We start from the raw sequence: 23,742 nt of genomic DNA, 5'->3' as shown, positions 1-23,742 counted from the left end.
GATATGGCTAATCCTATTGTTACGATCACTATGGCAGATGGGGGCGTTATTAAGGCGGAATTGTATCCGGATGTTGCGCCGAATACTGTGAATAATTTTATTAGTTTGGTGAAAAATGGATTTTATGACGGACTGGTGTTTCATCGGGTGATCCGTGGTTTTATGATTCAGGGCGGCTGCCCTCAGGGAACCGGAATGGGTGGTCCGGGTTACTCTATTAAAGGTGAATTTAGTGGAAATGGGGTTGAGAATAACCTGAAGCATGATGCCGGAGTTTTGTCTATGGCACGTGCTATGGATCCGAATTCTGCCGGAAGCCAGTTTTTTATCATGCATGAGAATGCACCGCATTTGGACGGACAGTATGCTGCTTTTGGTAAAGTGACGGAAGGCATGGATGTGGTGAATGCCATCGCTGATGTTCAGACAGATTATAGTGATCGTCCTATGGAGCCACAGACGATCCAGAGTATGACTGTGGAAACTTTTGGTGTGGAGTACGCTGAACCTGAGAAATTTTAATGTGTGAGTACCCTGTCGGCACAGACTGGAGTGTTGTATTTATATGGCGTAAATAGTGAGTACTAATTACAGCCAGAGTAATACAGCGCTGAACCGGTTTTTGTGCGGACAGGGTATTTTTTTACAAATGCTATTGCTCCATCCGCTCCAAACAAGACCGTCAGTGCTGAATATTTTGTCAATCTGCAAGGCGGAGGAGGGAAGCGGGTATGGCTGGTCAGTCATGGAAAGTCAGGTATTCACCGTCCAGGGCTGCGAAGTAAAGTTCTTTTAAGTCTGTGATGGAGGCACGGCCGTTGGTCGCCTCTGTCACGGCTTTTTTTATGGGATTTTCTTCGGACTTGGGGACGAGGACCTGGAGTTTCACGTTCTCGGTGTATTGAGAATCCGTGATGGGGATGCCGCGCTGGCCGAAAAGATATTGAAGTTTACCCACGCCGTTGTAGTCGGTTCCTATTTCCAGGAGAATACCATGGCGTTTTGTGATCACCCGGCTGCAGGCAAGGCCCTCCTGGACGGCTTTTGAGTAGGCACGGACAAGACCGCCGGTCCCTAAGAGCGTTCCGCCGAAATATCTGGTGACTACCACGGCTGTATCGTAAAGGTCCTCTCCTAAAAGTACATCCAACATGGGTTTACCCGCTGTGCCTGACGGTTCTCCGTCATCACTGCAGCGCATGGTCTCTTTTCTCTGGCCTATGACGTAAGCATAACAGTTGTGGGCAGCATTCCAGTGTTTTTTCCGAACCTCTTCTATGAAGCTGAGGGCTTCCTCTTCAGACTTTACCAGCCTTACCGCAGCAACGAAACGTGATTTCTTTTCTGTGATTTCACCTTCGCCGCCCTCGTAGATTGTTTTGTATTGTTCCAGCATGGGAATCCTCCTTTTACTGCTTTTCTCTGTAAAATATAAATTTGAATCAATGCCATATGCATTTGAAACTATCATATCATAAATTATAATATGCGTGTAGTACCAGATAACAATGGTTGTTTGAAGTTATAACTTTTCTCTTAAATTCCATTAAATTTATAAGTTCTACTTTATTTCGCTATGCCATTTTGCTATAATAGGAACGTATACTGCTTATATTGCCCTCTTATCTTTACCGGAAAACAGGCAAAACCAGGCGTGGACAAGCTGGTCTTCTGTATAGATGGTATGGGTATGGTATATAATCAGGAAAAGGAGGCAAACTACATGAATTTTGGAAAACGTGCGACTGATAAGAAGCGCAATTCGCTTTCCTCCCGCTCTACTATGATGGGGAAGAAGGCACACGTTTCTTTTATACGCATCATTTTCATTTCCCTGATTGCCATAATGGTAATCGGCGGCTGCGTAGGTTTTGGTGCCTTCAAGGGTCTGCTGGATAATGCGCCGGATATTGATGACGTAAATATAATGCCAATTGGCTCAGCAACCTTTGTCTATGATTCTGACGGCAATCAGCTTCAGAAACTGACAGCACCTAACTCAAACCGTATGCCGGTCACTATTGATAAAATTCCTCTTGATCTGCAGCATGCAGTAGTCGCCATTGAGGATGAACGTTTTTATGAACACAACGGTATTGATTTGCGCGGTATTGTCCGTGCAGGGGTAAAAGGCATCACCAGTGGTTTTAAATTTTCAGAAGGCGCCAGTACCATTACCCAGCAGCTTCTGAAAAATAATGTATTCAAAGACTGGACCAATGAGTCTGTAGTAGAACGTTTCAAACGTAAATTCCAGGAACAGTACCTGGCTATCCAGCTGGAAAAACAGCTGAAGGACAAGGACCAGATTCTGGAAAGTTATCTGAATACCATCAACCTGGGCAATGGCAATTATGGTGTTCAGGCAGCCGCGCACGGCTATTTCAATAAGGACGTCAGCGAGCTGACACTATCGGAATCAACCGTTATCGCCGGTATCAGCCAGAACCCCACGCGTTTTAACCCGGCTGTGAACCCGGAAGAGAATGCGAAAAGACGCCAGGATGTCCTGGAGCATATGCTGGACCAGGGTTATATCACAAAGGAACAATATGACGAATGTCTGGCAGACAATGTTTATGACCGTATCCAGGCAGTGGAAGCGGAATCCTCCGAGGAGGACGATACTTATTCCTACTTCATTGACGAGCTGACAAGACAGGTGATTGATGATCTGATGACCCAGAAGGGTTATTCCGAACAGCAGGCCTACAATGCGCTTTACAGCGGTGGTCTGCGCATCTACACCACACAGGATCCTCAAGTCCAGCAGATATGCGATGAGGAGTACAGCAATCCGGAAAACTTTCCTGCCGGTACCCAGATGGGACTTGATTATGCGCTGACCATCGCGCATCCGGATGGGACAGAAGAAAACTTCAGCAAGGAAATGATGACCACTTATTTCAAAGAAAATGAAGATCCCAATTTCTCTCTTCTCTTTGACAGTCAGGAGCAGGCGCAATCCTATATTGATGCTTTCAAAGCAGCAAAGACGGAGGACGGAAGTACCGTTATCGCGGAACAGGCATATTTTACACCGCAGCCCCAGTCCTCTTTGTGTATCATGGATCAGCACACAGGATATGTAAAAGCAATTGTGGGAGGACGAGGCGAGAAAGCCACCAGTCTATCCCTGAACAGAGCGACCAGAACCGTAAGGCAGCCCGGTTCTACTTTCAAAATTGTATCCACCTATGCACCGGCGCTGAATGAGTGTGACAAGACACTGGCAACCGTTTATGATGATGAACCTTACGAATACGCTAACGGAAAACCTGTAAAGAACTGGCTGACCGGCAGCTATGGCGGTCCTACCACCATCCGAGATGCTATCGTAAATTCTGTCAATGTAGTTGCCGTAAAATGTATTACCGATGTAACACCTCAGCTTGCATACGATTATCTGCTGAAATTCGGTTTTACCTCTATTGTTGATACTCTGACTGTGGACGGAAAAGTCTACTCCGATATCGGACAGCCTACCGCACTTGGCGGTATCACAAGAGGTGTGAGCAACCTGGAACTGACTGCCGCATATGCGGCGATTGCCAACAACGGAACATATATCAAACCAATGTTCTATACCAAGATCCTGGATGAGGATGGCAATGTATTCCTTGATAACACACCCGAAAAGACAAAGGTCATCAAACCCAGCACAGCTTATCTGCTCACCAGTGCTATGGAAGATGTTGTGGACCACGGTACAGGTACCAGACTTCAGCTTGACAACATGCATGTAGCCGGTAAGACAGGTACCACAGAGGGCTACAATGACCTTTGGTTTGCAGGATATACCCCTTATTACACCTGTACGGTGTGGTCAGGATATGATGATAATACAAAACTGCCATCCGGTGATTACCGAACCTATCATCAGGACTTATGGCGTAAAATTATGCAGAGGCTCCACGAAGGCAAGACAGATACTGATTTCAAGATACCGGCAACTGTGTCAAAAACCACAGTCTGCAGCGAGACGGGCCTGCTTCCAAACTATAACTGCCCAACCATCACAGAGTATTTTGAAACGGATGAGATACCAAAGAAACGGTGTAATGTCCACTCCAACAAAGTATACACGCCTCCGGCTGAGGAAAACAACGAGCCGACTGACACACCTACGGATACACCTACAGACAATCCGGCTAATACGCCGCCGGATAATAACGGCAATACACCAACGGATAATCCCGGTGATACCCCCACGGATACACCCGGAGGCGATACACCAACGGACAATCCTGATACACCCGATACTCCGGACACGCCGGATACGCCCGATACACCGGATACGCCCGACCCGGCTCCCCCTGAAGGCGGCGGAGAGACTGAATAGTTTATAAAAAAGGAGCATTTCCAATCGGTTCAGATTGGAAATGCTCCTTTTAAGTTGTGCCGGATCATTTACTCAAGATCAATTTTGCCGCTCCATAGATCCCGGCATCATTGCCCAGAGTTGCCAGCTTTATTTTTGTATCCTTGCAGGCTGTAAATGCATACTGTCTGAAGTATTTTTCCACACAGTCAATCAGCACTTGTCCCGCTTTGGAGACACCGCCGCCGATCACGATAACATCAGGGTCTGCAACGCAGGAGAAGATTGCCAGGGCATTGCCCAGGTAACGCGCAAATTGATCCACCACTTTGGCTGCCAGTGCGTCCCCATCCTTGTAGGCGTCAAACACGTCCTTTGCTGTCACATTCCGAATTCCCCGCAGTACTGAATCCTCTTCACAGGATGTCATGGCACGCCTTGCTAGTCTGGCGATCCCTGTGGCTGAGGCGTACTGTTCCAGACACCCCTTGTTGCCGCAGTTGCAGGCTTCCTCCTCGTCCATCTCCACAGAGGCATGTCCGATCTCGCCGCCGGCTCCGTGGGCACCTGTCACCATTTTTTCATTGACAATAATACCACCGCCTACACCGGTTCCCAGCGTGACCAGGATCAGGTTTTTAGACCCCTGGCCGCCGCCCTTCCACATCTCACCGAGGGCTGCCACATTGGCATCATTTCCGGCTTTTACCACAAGACCGGTCAACTCTGCCAGCTCTTTTTCGATGTTCTTTCTTCCCCAGTGAAGGTTGACTGCACAGGCGATCTCCCCGTATTCATCCACCGGTCCGGGAATTCCGATCCCTACACCTGCCACCTCTTCTTTTGCAATCTTTCTTTCTTCCATCTTGGCAAGGATCGTTTTCGCAATATCAGGAAGGATCTCTTTTCCCTCATTCTCCACGCGGGTTTTGATCTCCCACTTTTCCTCCACTGTGCCGTCTGTCTGAAACAGTGCACATTTTACGCTTGTTCCTCCCAGGTCTATTCCAAAACACCATGCAGTCATCAGTCTTCGTCCTCCTCGCTTCTCTTCTTTGCCATATTCTCCTGTACACGGCGGTACAGTTCCTGTGCCGCATTGTAGCCCATCTTTTTCTGCCTGTGGTTAACCGCAGCGGATTCCACAATAACAGCAAGATTTCTGCCCGGGCGGATAGGGAGGGAATGGCATACGATCCGGTTGCCCAAGAACTCCGTATATTCTTCCTCCATGCCCAGACGGTCATATTCCCTGTCTTTGTTCCACTCTTCCAGTTTGATGACTAGATCAATTGACTGGGTGTTTTTCACACTCTCCACACCGAACAGGGTCTTCACGTCAATAATGCCGATGCCCCGCAGTTCGATAAAATGACGGGTGATATCCGGTGCTGAACCAACCAGCGTCACATCACTGACACGGCGGATCTCTACCACGTCATCACTGACGAGGCGGTGTCCTCGTTTGATCAGTTCCAGAGCCGCCTCACTTTTTCCAATACCGCTCTCACCCATGATCAGTACACCTTCACCGTACACGTCCACTAAAACACCATGGATGGAGATACACGGCGCAAGCTGAACATTCAGCCAGCGGATGATCTCTGCCATAAATGTGGAGGTTGTCTGCTCTGTCACCAGAATAGGCACCTCGTATTTCATAGCCAGCTCCAGCATATCTTCGTCCGGCTCTGTCATAGTGCTGAAGATCACACAGGGGATCTGGCTGGAGACAAAACGCTCAAAAGCCTCTATTTTCTTCTCACGCCCCAGATGAAGCAGGTATGTGTATTCTACATATCCGATTATCTGTACACGCTCATTCTCAAAATGCTCCAAATATCCTGTCAGCTGCAGTGCTGGACGGTTAATATCAGGTGTGGTGATTCTTTTCTTGGAAATATCAATATCCGGTGTCTTATTATACAGTTTTAATTCCTGTATCAGCTTTTTCAGTTCTACACCTTTCATATGGCACGCTCTCCTTTTCAACATTTCTTGTAACTGTTCCGTAACTTACCCGTACCGCTACAATTCTTCTTATCTAGTTTATCATAAGGCATTTGGAAGTTCAACAAGCCTGCCCAAACTATTCCTTTTTTTCTTGCTCCTTGTGGAAGAATCCATACACCGCCTCCGCTGCGCGCTCATTCATGGAGGGGACTTCCTTCAATTCCTCCACGGAAGCCTCCTTGATCTTATCCGGCCCCGGAAACTGCTTCATAAGGGCTTTTCGTCTGGCAGGACCGATACCGGGAATATCATCCAGGATAGAATGTACCTGGCCCTTACTTCTCAAAGAACGATGGAATTCAATGGCAAAGCGGTGGGCCTCATCCTGGATCCTTGTGATCAGCTTGAACCCCTCGCTGTTCCTGTCGATGGGAATCTCTTTATTATTGTAATACAGCCCTCTGGTCCTGTGCTTATCATCCTTTACCATACCGCAGACCGGTATCTGCAGATTCAGCTTGCCCAGTACCTCCAGCGCAATGTTGACCTGTCCCCTGCCGCCGTCCATCATGATCAGATCCGGAAAACGTGTGAAACTTCCGAACTCCTCATCCAGATTTTCTTTTCTCCTGGCTTCCTGCTCATCCAGTCCATGCACAAAGCGGCGTGTAAGGACCTCCTCCATACTGGCGTAATCGTTTGGTCCCTGAACAGACTTGATGCGGAATTTGCGGTAGTCACTGCGTTTTGGCCTGCCTTTTTCGTAGACGATCATGGAACCAACAGACTGGAATCCGCTGATATTGGATATATCATAGGCCTCTATCCGCTCCATTTTTGGCAGTCCCAGCATACCGGCAATTTCTTTGGATGCGCCGATCGTACGGCCCTCCTCACGTTTTATGCGCTCTTTATCCTGGTTAAGTACAAGTTCCGCATTCCTCTGGGCCAGTTCCACAAGCTTTTCCTTAGTGCCCTTCTTTGGTATCCGTATGTGTACTTTTCTTCCCTTTCTCTTTTCCAGCCACTGGGATATGACCTCCCGGTCTTCAATCTCCTCCTGGATCATGATCTCTTTTGGGATAAACGGAGTCCCCGCGTAAAACTGTTTCAGAAAACTGGACACGATCTGGGCACGCGGGTCCTCCTTGGCAACCTTCAGATAGAAATGGTCTCTTCCTATGAGTTTGCCGCCCCGGATAAAGAATACCTGTGCCACAGCATCCTCCCCATCTTGGGCAACTGCCACAACATCCTTGTCCTCCCCGTGCTGGTCCGTGATCTTCTGCCTTTCACCGATCCGTTTCACGCTCTGGATCAAGTCTCTGTACTGGGCTGCATCCTCGAAATTCATTTCCTGAGATGCAGCAAGCATTTTTTCTTCCAGCTCTTTTAAGATCTCTTTGTGATTGCCGTTTAAAAAATCCAGCAGTTCATCCACTTTTTTCTTATATTCTTCCTTGGAAATATACCCCTGGCAGGGTGCATCGCACTGGTGGATCTGATGGTAAAGACAGGGACGCTCTTTCCCTATATCCCTGGGAAGATTTCTGCTGCACGTCCTCAGCCGGTAAAGCTTTGTAGTCAGCTCCACCACGTCTTTTACAGCCATAGCACTGGAATAAGGGCCGTAATAACGTGATTTATCCTTCTTAACCCTGCGGACGATCTGTATTCTCGGGTAATCCTCCCCAACCGTAACCTTGATAAAGGGATATGTCTTGTCATCCTTTAAAAGAATGTTGTATTTTGGTGTATGCTCTTTTATTAAGTTGCACTCCAGGACCAGAGCTTCCAATTCGGAATCCGTGACGATGTATTCAAATCTGGCGATCTGTTCCACCATCTGCTCCTTACGGATACCCAGGTTCCGGCTGCCCTGAAAATACTGGCGCACCCGGTTCTTCAAGCTGATCGCCTTGCCCACATATATAATGGTGTCGTCGGCATCATGCATGATATAGACCCCAGGTCTGGCCGGCAGCTTTTTCAGTTCTTCCTCTATGTTAAACATGTATTCCTCCTTACAGCTAATACCTTTTCTGACGGACTTTCTTGATAAATAAAGAAAAAGAAGTTACCGCCATGCGATAACTTCCTTTATTCATGATAATGGAAAACTCGCAGCGCGTGTTTTCTATTATTCTATCATATCATTCAGCTAAAAGGAACAGGTGTACGATTATTTTTTTCTTCCTCCTCTGTGGGGACATTGCCCCCGGATGAAGCTATCGTATCGTCCGGAGCCTCAATGACAGGCACTGACGGCGCTCCGTCCTTTTCCGCGATCCTTTTTTTCTCTTCAGGCTCTGCGATTCCCTTGATCTCCCTGAAGATCTTCATAAATTCTTTGCCGGTGATCGTCTCCCTCTGAATGAGGAAATCCGCTATTTTGTCAAGGGCTTCCCGGTTGGCAGCCAGAAGACGTTTTGCTTCGTCATAAGAAACCTTCAGAAGCTTCATCACTTCATGATCAATCTCTGTTGCCGTGGCATCACCGCAGTTTAATACCGCACGGCCATCCAGATACTGGCTCTGGGTATCCGCAAGCCCCATAAGGCCAAAACGGTCAGACATACCATACTGGGTGATCATGGCCCGTGCCACTTTTGTTGCCTGCTCAATATCATTTGCAGCACCGGTGGTCACTGTGTCAAACACAATCTCCTCAGCAGCACGGCCACCCAGGTATCCCACCAGCATGGCTTCCAGTTCTTTTCTGGTATTCAGGAATTTTTCTTCCTCTGGCACATGCATCACGTATCCCAGAGCACCCATGGTACGGGGCACAATGGTGATCTTCTGAACAGGCTCAGAGTCTTTCTGAAGGGCACTTACAAGGGCATGGCCCACTTCATGGTATGAGACGATCTTACGCTCCTCAGCGCTTAAGATCCTATCCTTCTTCTCTTTACCAACCAGCACAACCTCCACAGCCTCCAGCAGATCTTTCTGGGCTACTGCCTTTCTGCCGTTCTTGACAGCCAGGATGGCCGCCTCATTGATCATATTTGCCAGGTCAGAACCTACAGCTCCTGACGTTGCAAGGGCAATTGCTTCCAAATCCACCGTTTCATCCAGAGAGACACTCTTTGCATGTACTTTCAGAATGTTTACCCTGCCTTTTAAATCGGGTCTGTCCACAATAACACGTCTGTCAAAACGTCCGGGACGCAGAAGCGCCGGGTCCAATACCTCCGGTCTGTTGGTGGCTGCCAGGATCAAAAGACCTTTCGATGTGTCAAATCCATCCATCTCAGCCAGAAGCTGGTTCAGGGTCTGTTCACGCTCGTCATTGCCGCCGAACCTGGTATCACGGGTTTTGCCGATGGCGTCCACCTCATCAATAAAAATGATACAAGGGGCATTCTTCTTTGCCTCCTCAAACAGATCACGCACACGGGAGGCACCTACACCTACGAACATTTCCACAAAGTCAGAACCGGACAGGGAGAAAAATGGAACATGGGCTTCCCCGGCTACCGCTTTTGCAAGCAGTGTCTTACCGGTTCCCGGAGGGCCTACTAACAGGGCACCTTTGGGGAGCTTTGCACCGATGGCTGTATATTTGCCGGGGTTGTGGAGAAAATCAACAACCTCCTGCAGGGATTCTTTTGCCTCATCCTGACCGGCCACATCCCTAAAGGTGACACCGGTCTCCTTCTGCACATAGGCCTTCGCCTTGCTCTTGCCTACACCGCCCATCATGCCGCCGCCTTTGTTCATCCGGCGGAACATAAAGCTGAACAGGGCCACCATCAAAACAACGGGTATGAGAATACTCAGCAAACTGTAGATCAGCTCTCCCGCTATATTGGGCTGCTCCTTATCAAAGTCTTTGATACCTGCTTTCTCAAGCCTTTTGGTAAGTTCGCTCAAATCCTCCATCAGTGTGGTGGTCTTGGTCTGCGCTGCAACTCCCGCGCCATGCTTCAGGGTGATGGTGAGTGTATCGGACTTGAGGACTACACTCTCTACTTCCCCCTTGTCCAGCATAGTGATAAATTCACTGTATTTTATTTTGCTGGAATCTCCTCTGCCTATCTTTGTCATCATATTCATGCAGAGCAGCATGACTATTATACAAATCAGGAGCACCAAAAGGGACTGCTTATTTTGAGGACTTTTTTTGTTTGGGTCCTGGTTTCTATTTTGGTTTTGATCCATCTCTTTCCTCCTATTATTATCTCTTCTATTATACGGATTGGGACTTGATAAATCAATAAGAAGATTATGAAAAAGACGACACATTTATAAAACTTTTGTTAATTTACCTGTTATTCTGTGTAATCTGAACAAAATAATATATTTTTCCCTAAGCCACTGGAATTTCCTCTATCTTTTGTAGTATACTATGGAAGGCGACATCACATGTCACTATTCATAGCCCTGCAAAAAACGCAGTTCTGTGAACAGTAACACGCTTCGCGATGCACACAAAATGCAATAAATTGCATTTCGGCGCTGGCCAACTCGGGATTTTGCTTTGCAAAACACCTGGCGGGACAGTGACTGTGAATAGTAACTATCACATACCCCAATATTTTGTAGAATAGAGGCATAGAAAAAAATGAAAATCGGATTTGATAATGACAAGTATTTATCCATGCAGTCAGAACACATCCGCCAGCGGATCAACCAGTTTGACAACAAACTGTATCTGGAATTCGGCGGCAAGCTCTTCGACGACTACCACGCATCCAGGGTTCTGCCCGGCTTTGCCCCTGACAGTAAGCTGCGCATGCTGATGCAGCTCAGTGACCACGCAGAGATCGTTATCGTTATCAGCGCCGGCGATATTGAGAAAAATAAAGTCCGCGGGGATTTAGGCATTACTTACGATATTGATGTACTCCGCCTGATCGACTCTTTCAGAGGCAGAGGCTTTTATGTGGGAAGCGTTGTCATCACCCAGTACTCCGGACAGAACAGTGCCAATAAATACAAGGACAAACTGGAAAAACTGGGAATTAAAGTGTATCTTCACTATCCCATTGAGGGATATCCAAGCAATATTCCCCTCATCGTCAGCGATGAAGGCTATGGCAAAAACCAATACATTGAAACCACCAGACCCCTTGTGGTCGTCACAGCACCGGGGCCCGGAAGCGGCAAAATGGCTACCTGCCTGTCCCAGCTCTACCATGAGCACAAAAGAGGGGTTCACGCAGGCTATGCCAAGTTTGAGACCTTCCCCATCTGGAACATTCCGCTGAAACATCCGGTGAATCTGGCTTACGAGGCGGCAACTGCTGACTTAAATGACGTGAACATGATCGACCCCTTCCATCTGGACGCCTATGGTGTCACAACCGTCAATTATAACCGGGATGTGGAGATCTTTCCTGTCCTCAGCGCCATATTCGAGCGCATCTTCGGTCAGTGCCCTTACCAGTCACCAACGGATATGGGCGTCAACATGGCCGGAAACTGTATCTTTGACGATGAAGCGTGCAAGGAGGCATCCAAACAGGAGATCCTCCGCCGTTACTATCAGGCCATTGACGGACTGGCAGAGGGCACCCGCACCCAGGAAGAGGTATTCAAATTAGAGCTTCTGATGAAACAGGCCCACATCTCCACAGATGACCGGAAAGTCACCTCAGCAGCACTTATCAGGGCAGAAGTCACAGGTGCCCCTGCCGCTGCACTGGAACTGGAGGACGGACGAATGATCACAGGAAAAACCTCTGATCTGCTGGGCGCTTCCGCGGCGCTTCTGCTCAACACCTTGAAGGAACTGGCAGAGATCCCTCATGAGACCCATGTCATTTCTCCGGCTTCTATTGAGCCTATCCAGAAGCTGAAAACAGCTTATCTGGGCAGCAAGAATCCGCGGCTGCACACAGACGAAGTGCTTATCGCTTTGTCAAGCTCTGCTGCAACCAGCGATGTGGCAAAGAAAGCACTGGAACAGCTCCCCAAACTGAAAGGCTGCCAGGTGCACTCCTCTGTGATGCTCTCCTCTGTGGACAGGACCATTTTCCAGAAGCTGGCTGTCCAGCTTACCTGTGAACCGGTTTACGAGCATAAAAAATTGTATTAATAATAGAAAGACAGCGCCTCACCATTCTATATGGCAGGCGCTGTCTTTGTTTTTGTGCATAATAAGAGACGGACACAAATGATCCGCCCCTCAAAAACTTTATTTCTTACTCATCATAGCCATTCGGGTTATTAGACTGCCATCTCCAGGAATCCGCACACATTTCCTTGATTCCGAATTCCGCTTTCCATCCCAGTTCTTTTTCTGCTTTCTCAGCGCTGGAATAGCAGGTGGCAATATCGCCCGGGCGGCGGTCTTTGATCACATACGGGATTTTCACGCCGGTTGCTTCCTCAAAGTTATTGACAATGTCAAGAACACTGTAACCGATACCGGTTCCCAGATTGTATACTTTCAGGCCTGCTTTCTCCTCAATTTTCTTCAGGGCTTTCACATGGCCTTTTGCCAGGTCTACCACATGTATGTAATCACGCACACCGGTTCCGTCGGGCGTATCATAGTCATTGCCGAACACGCCCAGCTCTTTTAATTTACCCACAGCTACCTGTGTGATATATGGCATCAGGTTGTTAGGAATACCGTTAGGGTTCTCACCGATCATGCCGCTCTTATGAGCACCGATTGGGTTGAAATAACGCAGAAGCACTACATTCCACTCCGGGTCAGCTTTCTGGATATCCATGAGGATCTGCTCCAGCATGGATTTTGTCCAGCCATATGGGTTGGTACACTGGCCTTTTGGGCACTCTTCTGTGATAGGTACAAAAGCCGGATCCCCGTATACGGTTGCGGAGGATGAGAAAATGATATTCTTCACGCCATGTTTTCTCATGACATCCACCAGAGTCAGGGTACCGGCAATATTATTCTCATAATATTCCCAGGGTTTCTGTACAGACTCCCCTACCGCTTTAAGACCTGCAAAATGGATACAGGAATCAATGCTCTCTTTTTCAAAAACAGCATTCAGTGCATCCCTGTCAAGAATGTCTGCCTTATAAAAGGTAACCGGTTTGCCTGTGATTTTCTCCACTCTCTGTAAAGATTTCTCACTGGAGTTACTGAGGTTGTCCAGTACCACTACATCATATCCTGCAGTCTGCAGTTCCACTACCGTATGGCTTCCGATGTAACCAGCACCGCCTGTCACTAAAATTGCCATTTTAACTCCTCCTTCTAACTATCCTGTTTTAAAACATATTTTCTGTTCATAACTACTGTAACACTTTTTTTGTGAAAAGAAAAGGAAAATTTTCTCTATCTTTCACCCTACCTGTACTTGTCCACAATGGCATTCATGGCAGAGAGCTTTTTCTCCATATCCGCAACCAGCTTAAACTGTGTACGGCACCGGTCCAGGTTATGTCCCTCCCGGTGTGTCTTGAAATACACATCTCCGTCCAGATGATCAGCCAGAAAACGCATGCCGCATTCGTATGTCATAACCATGGCACCGATAGGCAGCATGTCCAGCTCCTCATCTGTCAGGCTGCCTGCGCAGCCCTCCACGAACCCTTTCGTGTACAGCTCAAACAATTCCATGTCACATGAGACTTTCGCCAGATCCCTCTCGTCCTCATCCGCAGTGCTGGCGCCGAAACGGATGGAATCTCCAAAGTCATTGACCGCCAGTCCCGGCATGACCGTATCCAGGTCAATGACACAGATGGCCTTGCCGGTCTTATCATCAATCATAATATTGTTGAGCTTTGTATCATTGTGGGTAACCCGAAGAGGCAGTTTCTTCTCTGCCTGCATCTCTCCCAGCACATAGGCCAAGTGCTCCCTCTCCAGAACAAACCGGATCTCCCTCTGCACATCCCCTGCATGACCGCAGGCATCCCGCTGTACGGCTGCCTTAAAATCATCCAGGCGGCTTGCTGTATTATGGAAATTTACAATGGTTTCATGCAGGGTTTCCGCCGGATAATCCGCCAGCAGTCCCTGGAAATGCCCGAACGCAACTGCACTCTGGTAAAAATCTTCCTTTTTCTCCACCTTATCATAACAGCTTGCGCCTTCGATGAACAGATACGCTCTCCAGTAGTCACCGGCAGAGTCCAGATAATATGGCCTTCCATCTCCGGCCGAGACGATGTTCAGGGTCTCCCGGTCGGCATCCCCGCCGTTTTCCAGGATTTTTTTCCTGAGCCAGGATGTGACCCCAACAATATTCTCCATCAGCTCCACAGGCTTATGGAAAATGCTCTTGTTCATCCTCTGAAGGATATATCTTTTCCTGCCCTGTTCCGTCTCAAAGACCAGACGGAAGGTATCATTTATATGTCCGCTGCCGTATGGGATCTCCTCCACCAGCTTCCCCGGAAATGTAAAATTCTCAATTACCTCTCTGCGTATCAGTTCCTCGCCGCTCACTTGTTATTCCTCCCAAAGTTTCTCCGGATATAGGCCGCTTTCTTTTAATTTTCTGATGGCAGCAACTACCACCGGCTTATCCTCTTTATATGTAACGCCGTACCATTTATCCATGGATTTGAGGACTTCCACGGTAGCCTTATCTTCAGCCAGAAGCTCTCCAACCACTGATGGAAGGAAATATTCACACTTCATGGGATTACTCTGCAGATTTTTCTCAAGGAACAGAGGAAATCTGTCTCTCAGTTCCTTCAGCATACTGACTGTAAAGCCCCACATATTCATGGACACTGTGCTTCCCTTTGGAATCTCTGTCCAGGTTCTGCCCTCATCCTCCGTGTAAGCAGTGCCGTCTGCCCGCTTCTCAATATGGGTCCTCTCGTGGATCCCCACAAGATGATGATCCTCATCTGTCTCACAGACGCCTCTTGCCACATGCCCGTTCTCTGTAAGCGTATTCTCAAGCACATAGCCCACCATGGTATAACGGTATTTATCATCGTCCTCATGAGTAGTCAGGTAATCATAGATCATCCGGAATGCATGGGCACCGTAATAATCATCTGCGTTGATCACCGCAAAAGGTGCATCCACCACATCCATGCAGCTAAGGACCGCGTGTCCGGTACCCCATGGTTTCTCCCTGCCCTCAGGCACGGCAAAACCTTCCGGGATATTCTCCAGATCCTGAAATACATATTCCACCCGGATCTGTCTGCCCAGCCTGTCACCGATGGCCTCCCTGAAATCCTTCTCATTGGCTCTCTTTATAATAAATACTACTTTCTTAAACCCTGCCTTCACTGCATCATAGATGGAAAAATCCATAATGATATGTCCCTGTTCGTCGATCGGGTCAATCTGCTTCAGCCCGCCGTAACGGCTTCCCATCCCTGCTGCCATAACTACTAATACCGGTTCTTTCATCTTCACTGCTCCTCCTTATGAATGCGTTTTCCGGACACAGGATACCCTTGTATTCCTGCCTGTTAAACATTATACTACACATCCCTTTTTTTCACCACAAGTAAAAGCAATTTCAATGCACAGCACTCCCTTTAGGAAAATGCTTCCCGGAACAGCACCTGGCGGAAAAGCAAAAGGCAGGACTGTTATGTGAATAATAACTTTAGTATATCATATTTGTACAATTGTTCTTTACACAATTTAATATGTTATTTATCTTAATAATATCTTAAATTTATAATTCCGTATTATACCACAATTTTTGACGATTTTTTTATGCATATAGCACTATAAATAAAGTAAGTGTATCTATATTCAGCAACACATATCCTACAGGCGACATAATAACTTTACTGATATGGCAATCTGATTGTACAAATGCATTTTCGGTTCAGCCTGGTGATATGTCTCATTACAGACAGCATCCCTGCATTTCTTGCTGTTTTTTTTCCGTAATAGTCCAACTGGCGAAACGATATGGTTTTTCTGGAAAAGTTGTTTTATAATGTATTCATGCTATGGAGGTGTTTTATGCCATTTGAAAGTCTTGAATTAAGAGAAGATATCAGTATCTCCAAAGTTGTCACCATACACTATTTTGAATATATGAGTGACTTTAATTTTCCCGGGGAATCCCATGATTTCTGGGAATTTGTCTGCGTTGATAAAGGAGAGGTGGATATCATGGCCGGCGACAGGCCCCACACATTGAAGAGGGGGCAGGTTGCCTTCCACAAACCGAATGAATTCCACAGCCTGAAGGCCAATGGCCGGATCGCGCCGAACCTGGTGGTTATCTCATTTGAATGCAGTTCTCCTGCCATGCAGTATTTTGAGGGGCTTATAACCGAAATCGGTGAAACAGCCCGTTATCTCATGGCTCAGATCATTTACGAAGCCAAACACTGCATTGCCACACCCCTTGATGACCCGTATACTACCCATATGGAACGGCACCCAGGGGCAGATTTCGGTTCCGAACAACTGATCAAGCTCTATCTGGAACATCTGCTCATACACCTTGTGCGGGAGCAGTTAAAAGGCCGCAGCACTGCACCTGCTGTAGTCAAATCCATCAAACAGAAAAATGATGCCATCATTTACAAGCGGATCACCGCTTATCTGGAGGAACATATCCGTGAGCATCTGACCATTGATGAGATCTGCAGAGAAAACCTGATCGGCCGCTCCCAGCTTCAGAAGCTTTTCCGGGAGCAGAACCAGTGTGGTGTCATTGAATACTTCTCACGGCTTAAGATCGAGCTGGCAAAACAGCTCATCCGGGAGAATCACCACAATTTTACGCAGATATCAGATTTCCTTGGCTATACTTCCATCCATTATTTTTCCAGGCAGTTCAAAAAGCTCTCAGGCATGACCCCGTCCGAATATGCCTCATCCATTAAACTGCTTGCCGAAAGGCCATAATTCTGAAACTTCTTTCAGAATTTTATCATTGTTTTACAAGACTATTCATATTATAATGAAGAAAAAGAGCACGGTGAAACGGGGGCTCGCAATAAAGGAGAATGTGTTATGAAAATCTACAGAACAAAAGACTACGATGAAATGAGCAAAAAAGCAGCACACATCATTGCTGCTCAGATTGTATTAAAACCTGACTGTGTTCTCGGTCTGGCAACCGGCTCCACACCGGTAGGCACATACAAGAACCTGGTTGAATGGTATAAAAACGGGGATTTGGATTTCTCCACACTTTCCTCCTGCAATCTGGATGAATACAGAGGATTAAGCCCTGAAAATGACCAAAGCTACCGTTACTTTATGAATACAAATCTGTTCGACCATGTAAATATCCGCAAAGACCATACTTTTGTACCGGACGGACAGGAAGCGGACAGCAACAAAGCCTGCCAGATGTATGAGCAGATCATCCAGGATCTGGGCGGCATTGATCTGCAGCTTTTGGGCCTTGGACACAACGGACATATTGGCTTTAACGAGCCTGCAGAGGAATTCCCCAAGATCACACATTGTGTTGACCTGACAGAGAGCACGATCCAGGCCAACAAACGTTTCTTTGAAAAAGAATCTGATGTACCGAGACAGGCCTACACCATGGGTATCGGAACCATCATGAGTGCTAAAAAAATCCTTGTTGTGGTAAGCGGTGAGGATAAAGCGGAAATCCTTAACAAGATCATCAACGGACCGATCACCCCTCAGGTTCCTGCATCCATCCTGCAGCTTCATCCTGATGTGACAATCGTTGCTGATAATGCGGCACTTTCCAAAGTTAAATAATTTGTAACGGTTCCGTAGGTCTGCGCATTCACTGCTTGACCGTAAGAAAGTGTACCACAGCCAAGCAAAAATCCCATCGCCAAAGGCGAATCTGCATGGATTTTTTGCCTGAAACTGTGAGGGTACTTGACAGTTACAATAATTTCATGAAAAAGAGGGAACGACCAGCCGGCTGTTCCCTCTTTTTTACTGCATTCTATTGATCATCTCATTTTTAAAAGTTCTTTCATTTTCAGCTTATTGCCGTAATGGAGAACAGATGCACTGTACACCCTGATCGACACTGCCGCGATCACAATGATAAAGAGAAGGAGAAGGCCCATGGAAACCAACAGATCCCCTGTCTTCATCCCGCCTGTCAGCAGAGTGAACGGTACGGAAAACGGTGAGGAGAACGGCAGATACATGGCAAATTTGGCCAATCCGCTGCTTCCGCCTCCGGCGATAGCTGTAAAATATCCCAGATAAAAGCTGCCAAGACTGATAAACATTACAGGCATCATAGCTGAGTTCAGGTCTTCCACCTTGCTCACAGCCGCGCCGCATACAGAATTCATCACCGCATACAATGCATATCCGAGTATAAAATAAACCAGTAAAATGAAAACCGTGAACGGTGTGATGCTGGAAAAACTAATTGCAACTCCGCCTATATTAAAGTTCGCAGGCACAAATACCGTGTAGCATATAACTGCAAAGGCAATGATAACCACCATCTGGATCAGTCCCAAGACGCCCATTGCCAGACATTTTCCGATGAGGATCCTGGATGGTTTTGCTGAGACCACCAAGGTCTCCATAACCCGGGAGGTCTTTTCCGATGCCACAGACATGGCAACGCCGTAGCCGTAATAATATACTGCAAAAAACATGATAAATACCACGGCCAGGCCCAGGATGTAGCCTGTAACATCCATATCACCTACGGATTCCTCTGTGTATGGCAGAGACAGCGTGGATTCTTCAATGGTCCGGCTGTCCACACCACTCTCCTCCAGGACATTCTTCTGCCATATTTTATTACACTCATCTGATATTTTCTGAGCGCTTATTCCCTTCATGAAATTAGCATTTACCACATGGATAAAGGGAACTCCGTCCTTCTCCTCAATGGAGATCAGAGCGTTATTTTCATTTTCTCTGATCTCAGCACGGATGCCTTCCTCCTCCTCTTTTGAGGCAATCTTAAAATTCCTGTCCATATATATCTTTCTCAAGGAATCCAGATTTTTCTCAAAGATCCCGGTCTGGTCGATCAGGTAACAGACGGGTGCATCTTCGTCCACAGCGATCTGTTCTGAAGAATTTTCCGTGCCTGCCGTGCCCGTCTCTTTCTCGCCGCCGCTGCCCTTCACGGCTGATATGATCCGCGGAGCCAGACACAGACCCAGCACCATGACCATAATGATCACGGTTGATACAATAAAAGCTTTCTTTCTGGCTGCCTCTTTTAAGGTGTATGAAAATACTGTTGTTACCTGTCTCATTCTGTCTCCCCTGCCTTTCTGACGAAAATCTCCTGTAAAGATGGTTCCCGGATTTCAAATTTGTTTGGGTAGATCCCTGCATCCAGCATTCTTTTCAGGAATCTGTGAGCCATCTCATCCCCATTGATTTTATACTCTGTCTCAGCGGCACGCACTTCAAAAACGTCCAGTCCTTCTTCTCTGGCTATCTCCTCCACCTCTGCATTTACAGAAACACATAGATTGGTATGGCCAAACGCCGATTTAATCTCTTTTAAATTCCCCTGCAGGATTGTTCTGCCCCTGTTCAGGATCAGAAGGTTCTTACAGTATTCTTCTACGGTCTCCATCTGATGCGTACTCAGAATAATATATTTCCCCTCTTCCACAAGCTCAGACACCAGATCCCTCAGCATTTTGCCGTTCACCGGGTCCAGGCCGGAAAAAGGTTCATCCAGAAAGACAAGCCTCGGATTATGGATAATGGCAGATATCAGCTGCACCTTCTGCTGGTTTCCCTTTGAAAGCTTTTCTGCGGGCATATTTCTGTACTCCATCACCCCAAGGCGTTCCATATAGCCAAGGGCTGCTTTCTTCGCTGCTTCCCGCTTCATGCCGCGCAGCATCCCGAAATAAATAAGCTGTTCCAGAACCTTTGTCTTCATATAGATGCCGCGCTCCTCCGGCAGATAGCCGAAAGCCAGTGTCTCCCTGTTGATCTTTCTTCCATTCCACTGGGCTTTTCCTTCATCAGCTTCCATAATCCCCAGTATGGTCCGGATCGTGGTGGTCTTGCCCGCCCCATTGGTTCCCAGAAGGCCAAATACCCCCGGTGTCTCCATGGAAAAGGACAGATGGTCAACCGCTGTTTTCTCTCCAAACCGCTTTGTCAGATTTTCCACTACTAAACTCATATACTCCTCCTCTTCTGCTGTTCCATCCCATCAGAAACAAGACTGTCAGTGCCGGCGGCCTTGTTTTTGACAGGATGGAGCACCAGTTTCCTTAACGTCAACTGTCCACGAAACCGCAGCGGATCGTTACCCTTAACGTCTTTTTTCATAGTTACACATATATAGAACAATCTGGTACGTCCAGATAATTCCTAGCATAAGAAACGGCAGTACACCGATATCCACTGCCACAGAACACATAAGCAAAACTATATAGATGCCCGCATAAAGCCAATTGGACTTTCTGTATACCACATAAGCGGCCCCATACATCCTGGCCTTCTCCTGTTCATCGCAGCTTTTGTCCCAGTCCCGGTTAAAATGCAGCGACAAAGCATTTCCTTTCTTTTCAGGATTCATCTTCTTTGTCTGTTCAACCAGAATATGTTCCGAGAAGGCGGACCATAAACAGTATCCCACAAACAAAGTGGGGATGACTGCAAGACTGGCTTTACTTTCACTTCTGTGAAGTCCGTAAACAATGTTAACACCGCTTAATACCATTGTCATTGTGGCGCAGCATGAAATGATGCCCTGGCAGCGATTGTTATATCTTTCAATCTGTTCTGCTGTCTCATCGTCTTCTCCATCCCATTCACGGAATTTCTTCCGGACTGTGAGTACCATGTATGTATTGGCAATACTCCCCAGGATGGACATAAGGACTATGAGCCAAAAGGCGCCCTTACCAATGAATGCCTCCAGGATGCTTCCCAGTTTTTCCACATCCCCGCCGTGCTTTCCTATGATCATAGTACCTACCCCGCCCATAAGACCGCTGACCAGAATGATCATAATAAATTCCAGATATCCTTTTTTCTCTTTTTTATGCTTCTTCATTCCCGTCCTCCACATACCAGAAAATGTCCTCCACGGATGCCCCGCACTCTTTGGCTATTTTCAATGCCAGAGTCACAGATGGGGAATAATCTCCTCGCTCAATGAGGCTGATGGTCTGCCGGGATGCTCCCACGCGCCGCCCCATTTCCTGCTGGTTGATATCCAGCTTTGCCCTGTATTCCTTCAGGCGGTTGTGTAGCGACATTCCCATCCCTCCTTTGTGACAAAATTTTTTGTCATTTTGACAACTTTTCTTGTCACCAATTATAGCACTTGACAAGGATAGTTGTCAACTGTTTATACAAAAAAGACGGGGCTGTTGTTTTTAGCCACCGTCTCTTGCAATCATAATTTGCCACAAAGCTGATTCGTCGGTTTACCTGCTGTTATATCATTTATAGAGATACTCTTCGTTTTTTCTTTTTTCCCAAATAAATAAAATCACCAGAATTGCTGCGCATACCAGCGCCCCTGTGAAAATTCCCATTATGCTGAAATTTATTACAGACATCACCTGTCCGCTGAAATTAATAATAAAGTGACAGAGTATGGATGCCTTCAAGGTACCGTATTTCTTTACCAGCCTGCCCAGGATCAATCCCATCACAAAAGCATAACACCCCTGTACCAGATTCATATGATAGATGCCGAAATACAATGCCTGAAAGAAATTTGCAGCCCAGAAAGGGAAACTATTTTCCAATATTTTCAGGCAAAGCCCTCTCATAAGCAGTTCTTCCGCCAAAGGCGCCATAATGATCACATACAGCATGGAAATGATGGATGGCTCTGACATTCCCAGCCCTTCCATCACTTCCATGTACTGTCCCATCAGGTCCGGGGCCACCACGGCAAGAATATTCAAAAGGCTGCTGACTGCAAACTGGATAAATAAGGCCACAAAAAAGATACCCAGTATTGCCCCTGAATCCAGGACCGGCTTATGCCCCCGCTCCAGATAAACAGCCCGTCTGTCTGCCATCACTCTGCGGTACCAGAAATACCCCACCAACAGAAAAAGCCCATAGGATGCAGCACTTATGATATACACATATTGATTTATCACATACTGCAGCACCGGCGACTGGTATATGTGGATCATGGTCAAAAAACGGTCAGCAAAAATGATCAGAAACTGCACCCCAAATACCACAAGGATCTGGATGATATACATAAGTGCAATTGGTGTCAGACTCAGCAGAAGTGTCTTTGCTTTTTTTACCATTCCTTATTATGCCTCCAGGTCTTTAAAATGAAACTGCTTTGTACCGCCTGCATACTCTCCCACCGTCTGTCCGCTGCCAAACAGCTTATATTTGTAAGTTACCAGACCTTCCAGCCCCACAGGACCCCTGGCATGGATCTTCCCGGTACTGATCCCCACTTCCGCACCGAATCCGTAACGGAATCCGTCGGCAAACCTTGTAGAACAATTCCGGTAAACACCTGCGGAATCCACAAGCTGCATAAAGGTCAGGGCTGTCTCTTCGTTTTCTGTAATGATACAATCCGTATGGTGGGAGCCAAATCTGTTAATGTGTTCCACTGCCTCCTCTACATTGTCCACCAGTTTCACTGAGATCACCAGGTCCAGATACTCCGTATCAAAGGCCTCCTCCTCCATAATTTCACAGGGTATGATCTCTGACACTTCCGCGGTTCCCCTGATCTTCACATGGTTCTCTTCCAGGGCTTTGCTGATCACTGGCAGAAACTCCTGTGCAATCTTCCTGTTGACAAGCAGGGTCTCCACAGCATTGCAGGCCGCTGTATACTGTATCTTAGCATCAACGATGATTGGCACTGCCTTCTGTTCTTCAAAGGATTCGTCCACATATATATGACACACACCGTCAGCATGACCCATGACCGGTATTTTCGTATTGTTCATAATATATTGTACGAACTGATTGGAGCCTCTTGGAATGAGGAGGTCAACTGTCTCATGGCAGGACAAAAGCTCATCAATTTCATTATGCAGTTCGGCCTGCAGCATACATCCCTGGGGCGCACCTGCTTGGACAGCGGCCTGATAGATGATATCAAACAGAACTTTGTTTGTCCTGGCTGTTTCTTTCCCACCTTTTAGGATGGCACAGTTTCCGCTTTTTAAACAGAGGGAAGAAATCTGCACCAGGGCGTCCGGCCTGGCTTCAAATATAATACCGATCACACCGATAGGACATGTCACCCGGTATAATTCCAGCCCTTCATCCAGCTCTCTTGCAAGCTGTACTTTTGAGAGCGGATCCGGCAGATTGATAAGTTCCGCAATCCCTGCGGTCACATCCTGGAGCTTATGTTCATCAAACTTGAGTCTTTTCATCACAGCAGCTGCAATTCCCGCTTTCTCTGCCGCTTCCATATCTTCACGGTTTGCTTGGAAGACAGCCTCCTGATTTGCAAGAAGTGCGGTTCTCACTGCCTCCAAAGCAGCATTTCTCTGTTCCTGGCTGAGAGCTGCCATGCGGAAACTATCCTGTTTCATTTTTTTTGTTGCTTCTTTTATATTCATATGATGTATCCTCCTGTTATTCTTTACTATTATATATGTGTGAAATTTCTGTAACGTCTCGTAACCGTTCAGACAGGTCT

Annotated in this window: 19 protein-coding genes; 5 read left to right on the top strand and 14 right to left on the bottom strand. The window is 47.1% G+C overall.

Annotated features, from left to right (window positions below; all coding sequences use genetic code 11):
• The first annotated feature begins 3 nt into the window (after nucleotides 1-3).
• Nucleotides 4-522: a peptidylprolyl isomerase gene (locus CI595_RS24130; protein ID WP_065540694.1), complete on the top strand. Its 519-nt coding sequence runs from the start codon at nucleotides 4-6 to the stop codon at nucleotides 520-522.
• A gap of 217 nt (nucleotides 523-739) precedes the next feature.
• On the opposite strand, the gene CI595_RS24125 is transcribed toward CI595_RS24130, so the two are convergent.
• Complete coding sequence (locus CI595_RS24125) at nucleotides 740-1,396, bottom strand: YigZ family protein (protein WP_095176155.1); 657 nt, start codon at nucleotides 1,394-1,396, stop codon at nucleotides 740-742.
• Nucleotides 1,397-1,723: 327 nt separating this feature from the next.
• Between CI595_RS24125 and CI595_RS24120 the strand changes: the two genes are divergently transcribed.
• Complete coding sequence (locus tag CI595_RS24120) at nucleotides 1,724-4,342, top strand: transglycosylase domain-containing protein (protein ID WP_095176154.1); 2,619 nt, start codon at nucleotides 1,724-1,726, stop codon at nucleotides 4,340-4,342.
• Nucleotides 4,343-4,406: 64 nt separating this feature from the next.
• Here the strand turns inward: CI595_RS24120 and CI595_RS24115 are convergent, their stop codons facing one another.
• From CI595_RS24115 to ftsH, 4 genes are all read right to left on the bottom strand, one after another.
• Nucleotides 4,407-5,348, bottom strand: a complete 942-nt coding sequence (locus CI595_RS24115) for an ROK family glucokinase (protein ID WP_095176153.1) — start codon at nucleotides 5,346-5,348, stop codon at nucleotides 4,407-4,409.
• The gene (gene hprK, locus CI595_RS24110; protein WP_065540690.1) at nucleotides 5,348-6,292 is read right to left on the bottom strand and encodes an HPr(Ser) kinase/phosphatase; all 945 of its coding nucleotides are present in this window, start codon (nucleotides 6,290-6,292) and stop codon (nucleotides 5,348-5,350) included. The genes CI595_RS24115 and hprK overlap by 1 nt, the downstream gene beginning before the upstream one ends.
• A 118-nt stretch (nucleotides 6,293-6,410) precedes the next feature.
• A complete protein-coding gene (gene uvrC, locus CI595_RS24105; protein WP_095176152.1) occupies nucleotides 6,411-8,288 on the bottom strand; it encodes an excinuclease ABC subunit UvrC in 1,878 nt (625 codons plus the stop codon).
• 143 nt (nucleotides 8,289-8,431) lie between these two features.
• Nucleotides 8,432-10,441, bottom strand: coding sequence for an ATP-dependent zinc metalloprotease FtsH (gene ftsH, locus CI595_RS24100; protein ID WP_243135244.1), 2,010 nt, complete (start codon nucleotides 10,439-10,441; stop codon nucleotides 8,432-8,434).
• Between the two features lie 403 nt (nucleotides 10,442-10,844).
• Here ftsH and CI595_RS24095 point away from each other — a divergent pair, with 403 nt between their 5' ends.
• Nucleotides 10,845-12,320, top strand: coding sequence for a DUF1846 domain-containing protein (locus CI595_RS24095; protein ID WP_095176151.1), 1,476 nt, complete (start codon nucleotides 10,845-10,847; stop codon nucleotides 12,318-12,320).
• A 106-nt stretch (nucleotides 12,321-12,426) separates the two neighbouring features.
• Here the strand turns inward: CI595_RS24095 and galE are convergent, their stop codons facing one another.
• The 3 genes from galE to CI595_RS24080 form a co-directional block, all read right to left on the bottom strand.
• The gene (galE, locus tag CI595_RS24090; RefSeq protein WP_095176150.1) at nucleotides 12,427-13,443 is read right to left on the bottom strand and encodes a UDP-glucose 4-epimerase GalE; all 1,017 of its coding nucleotides are present in this window, start codon (nucleotides 13,441-13,443) and stop codon (nucleotides 12,427-12,429) included.
• Nucleotides 13,444-13,550: 107 nt separating this feature from the next.
• Nucleotides 13,551-14,657 carry a phosphotransferase enzyme family protein gene (locus tag CI595_RS24085; RefSeq protein WP_187144058.1) on the bottom strand — a complete coding sequence of 369 codons (1,107 nt, stop codon included), beginning with the start codon at nucleotides 14,655-14,657 and terminating at the stop codon, nucleotides 13,551-13,553.
• Between the two features lie 3 nt (nucleotides 14,658-14,660).
• A complete protein-coding gene (locus tag CI595_RS24080) occupies nucleotides 14,661-15,584 on the bottom strand; it encodes a nucleotidyltransferase family protein (protein WP_095176149.1) in 924 nt (307 codons plus the stop codon).
• A 570-nt stretch (nucleotides 15,585-16,154) separates the two neighbouring features.
• Here CI595_RS24080 and CI595_RS24075 point away from each other — a divergent pair.
• Nucleotides 16,155-17,051: a helix-turn-helix transcriptional regulator gene (locus CI595_RS24075; protein WP_084043377.1), complete on the top strand. Its 897-nt coding sequence runs from the start codon at nucleotides 16,155-16,157 to the stop codon at nucleotides 17,049-17,051.
• 108 nt (nucleotides 17,052-17,159) lie between these two features.
• Nucleotides 17,160-17,888, top strand: coding sequence for a glucosamine-6-phosphate deaminase (gene nagB / locus CI595_RS24070; protein ID WP_095176148.1), 729 nt, complete (start codon nucleotides 17,160-17,162; stop codon nucleotides 17,886-17,888).
• A gap of 203 nt (nucleotides 17,889-18,091) precedes the next feature.
• Here the strand turns inward: nagB and CI595_RS24065 are convergent, their stop codons facing one another.
• From CI595_RS24065 to CI595_RS24040, 6 genes are all read right to left on the bottom strand, one after another.
• Nucleotides 18,092-19,375, bottom strand: a complete 1,284-nt coding sequence (locus CI595_RS24065; protein ID WP_095176147.1) for an ABC transporter permease — start codon at nucleotides 19,373-19,375, stop codon at nucleotides 18,092-18,094.
• On the bottom strand, nucleotides 19,372-20,268 hold the full coding sequence (locus CI595_RS24060) for an ABC transporter ATP-binding protein (RefSeq protein WP_095176146.1): 897 nt from the start codon (nucleotides 20,266-20,268) through the stop codon (nucleotides 19,372-19,374). Before CI595_RS24060 ends, CI595_RS24065 begins: the two co-directional genes overlap by 4 nt.
• 132 nt (nucleotides 20,269-20,400) lie before the next feature.
• Nucleotides 20,401-21,147, bottom strand: a complete 747-nt coding sequence (locus CI595_RS24055; RefSeq protein ID WP_158661458.1) for a DUF3169 family protein — start codon at nucleotides 21,145-21,147, stop codon at nucleotides 20,401-20,403.
• On the bottom strand, nucleotides 21,134-21,352 hold the full coding sequence (locus CI595_RS24050; protein ID WP_065540626.1) for a helix-turn-helix transcriptional regulator: 219 nt from the start codon (nucleotides 21,350-21,352) through the stop codon (nucleotides 21,134-21,136). The genes CI595_RS24055 and CI595_RS24050 overlap by 14 nt, the downstream gene beginning before the upstream one ends.
• Nucleotides 21,353-21,538: 186 nt before the next feature.
• Nucleotides 21,539-22,372, bottom strand: a complete 834-nt coding sequence (locus CI595_RS24045; protein WP_095176144.1) for a CPBP family intramembrane glutamic endopeptidase — start codon at nucleotides 22,370-22,372, stop codon at nucleotides 21,539-21,541.
• A 6-nt stretch (nucleotides 22,373-22,378) separates the two neighbouring features.
• On the bottom strand, nucleotides 22,379-23,671 hold the full coding sequence (locus tag CI595_RS24040) for a glutamate-5-semialdehyde dehydrogenase (protein ID WP_095176167.1): 1,293 nt from the start codon (nucleotides 23,669-23,671) through the stop codon (nucleotides 22,379-22,381).
• Nucleotides 23,672-23,742 lie beyond the last annotated feature (71 nt).

This window comes from Blautia hominis (genome assembly GCA_002270465.1).
Taxonomy (GTDB): Bacteria; Bacillota; Clostridia; order Lachnospirales; family Lachnospiraceae; genus Blautia; species Blautia hominis.
Note: the sequence above shows the minus strand (reverse complement) of the source record. Positions and strands in the feature narration are given on the sequence as shown.

What these genes read in the sequence shown, in the direction of transcription:
- CI595_RS24130 (WP_065540694.1), top strand. Translation starts at nt 4, where the DNA reads ATGGCTAATCCTATTGTTACGATCACTATGGCAGATGGGGGCGTTATT.
- CI595_RS24125 (WP_095176155.1), bottom strand. Translation starts at nt 1,396, where the DNA reads ATGCTGGAACAATACAAAACAATCTACGAGGGCGGCGAAGGTGAAATC.
- CI595_RS24120 (WP_095176154.1), top strand. Translation starts at nt 1,724, where the DNA reads ATGAATTTTGGAAAACGTGCGACTGATAAGAAGCGCAATTCGCTTTCC.
- CI595_RS24115 (WP_095176153.1), bottom strand. Translation starts at nt 5,348, where the DNA reads ATGACTGCATGGTGTTTTGGAATAGACCTGGGAGGAACAAGCGTAAAA.
- hprK (WP_065540690.1), bottom strand. Translation starts at nt 6,292, where the DNA reads ATGAAAGGTGTAGAACTGAAAAAGCTGATACAGGAATTAAAACTGTAT.
- uvrC (WP_095176152.1), bottom strand. Translation starts at nt 8,288, where the DNA reads ATGTTTAACATAGAGGAAGAACTGAAAAAGCTGCCGGCCAGACCTGGG.
- ftsH (WP_243135244.1), bottom strand. Translation starts at nt 10,441, where the DNA reads ATGGATCAAAACCAAAATAGAAACCAGGACCCAAACAAAAAAAGTCCT.
- CI595_RS24095 (WP_095176151.1), top strand. Translation starts at nt 10,845, where the DNA reads ATGAAAATCGGATTTGATAATGACAAGTATTTATCCATGCAGTCAGAA.
- galE (WP_095176150.1), bottom strand. Translation starts at nt 13,443, where the DNA reads ATGGCAATTTTAGTGACAGGCGGTGCTGGTTACATCGGAAGCCATACG.
- CI595_RS24080 (WP_095176149.1), bottom strand. Translation starts at nt 15,584, where the DNA reads ATGAAAGAACCGGTATTAGTAGTTATGGCAGCAGGGATGGGAAGCCGT.
- CI595_RS24075 (WP_084043377.1), top strand. Translation starts at nt 16,155, where the DNA reads ATGCCATTTGAAAGTCTTGAATTAAGAGAAGATATCAGTATCTCCAAA.
- nagB (WP_095176148.1), top strand. Translation starts at nt 17,160, where the DNA reads ATGAAAATCTACAGAACAAAAGACTACGATGAAATGAGCAAAAAAGCA.
- CI595_RS24065 (WP_095176147.1), bottom strand. Translation starts at nt 19,375, where the DNA reads ATGAGACAGGTAACAACAGTATTTTCATACACCTTAAAAGAGGCAGCC.
- CI595_RS24060 (WP_095176146.1), bottom strand. Translation starts at nt 20,268, where the DNA reads ATGAGTTTAGTAGTGGAAAATCTGACAAAGCGGTTTGGAGAGAAAACA.
- CI595_RS24055 (WP_158661458.1), bottom strand. Translation starts at nt 21,147, where the DNA reads ATGAAGAAGCATAAAAAAGAGAAAAAAGGATATCTGGAATTTATTATG.
- CI595_RS24050 (WP_065540626.1), bottom strand. Translation starts at nt 21,352, where the DNA reads ATGTCGCTACACAACCGCCTGAAGGAATACAGGGCAAAGCTGGATATC.
- CI595_RS24045 (WP_095176144.1), bottom strand. Translation starts at nt 22,372, where the DNA reads ATGGTAAAAAAAGCAAAGACACTTCTGCTGAGTCTGACACCAATTGCA.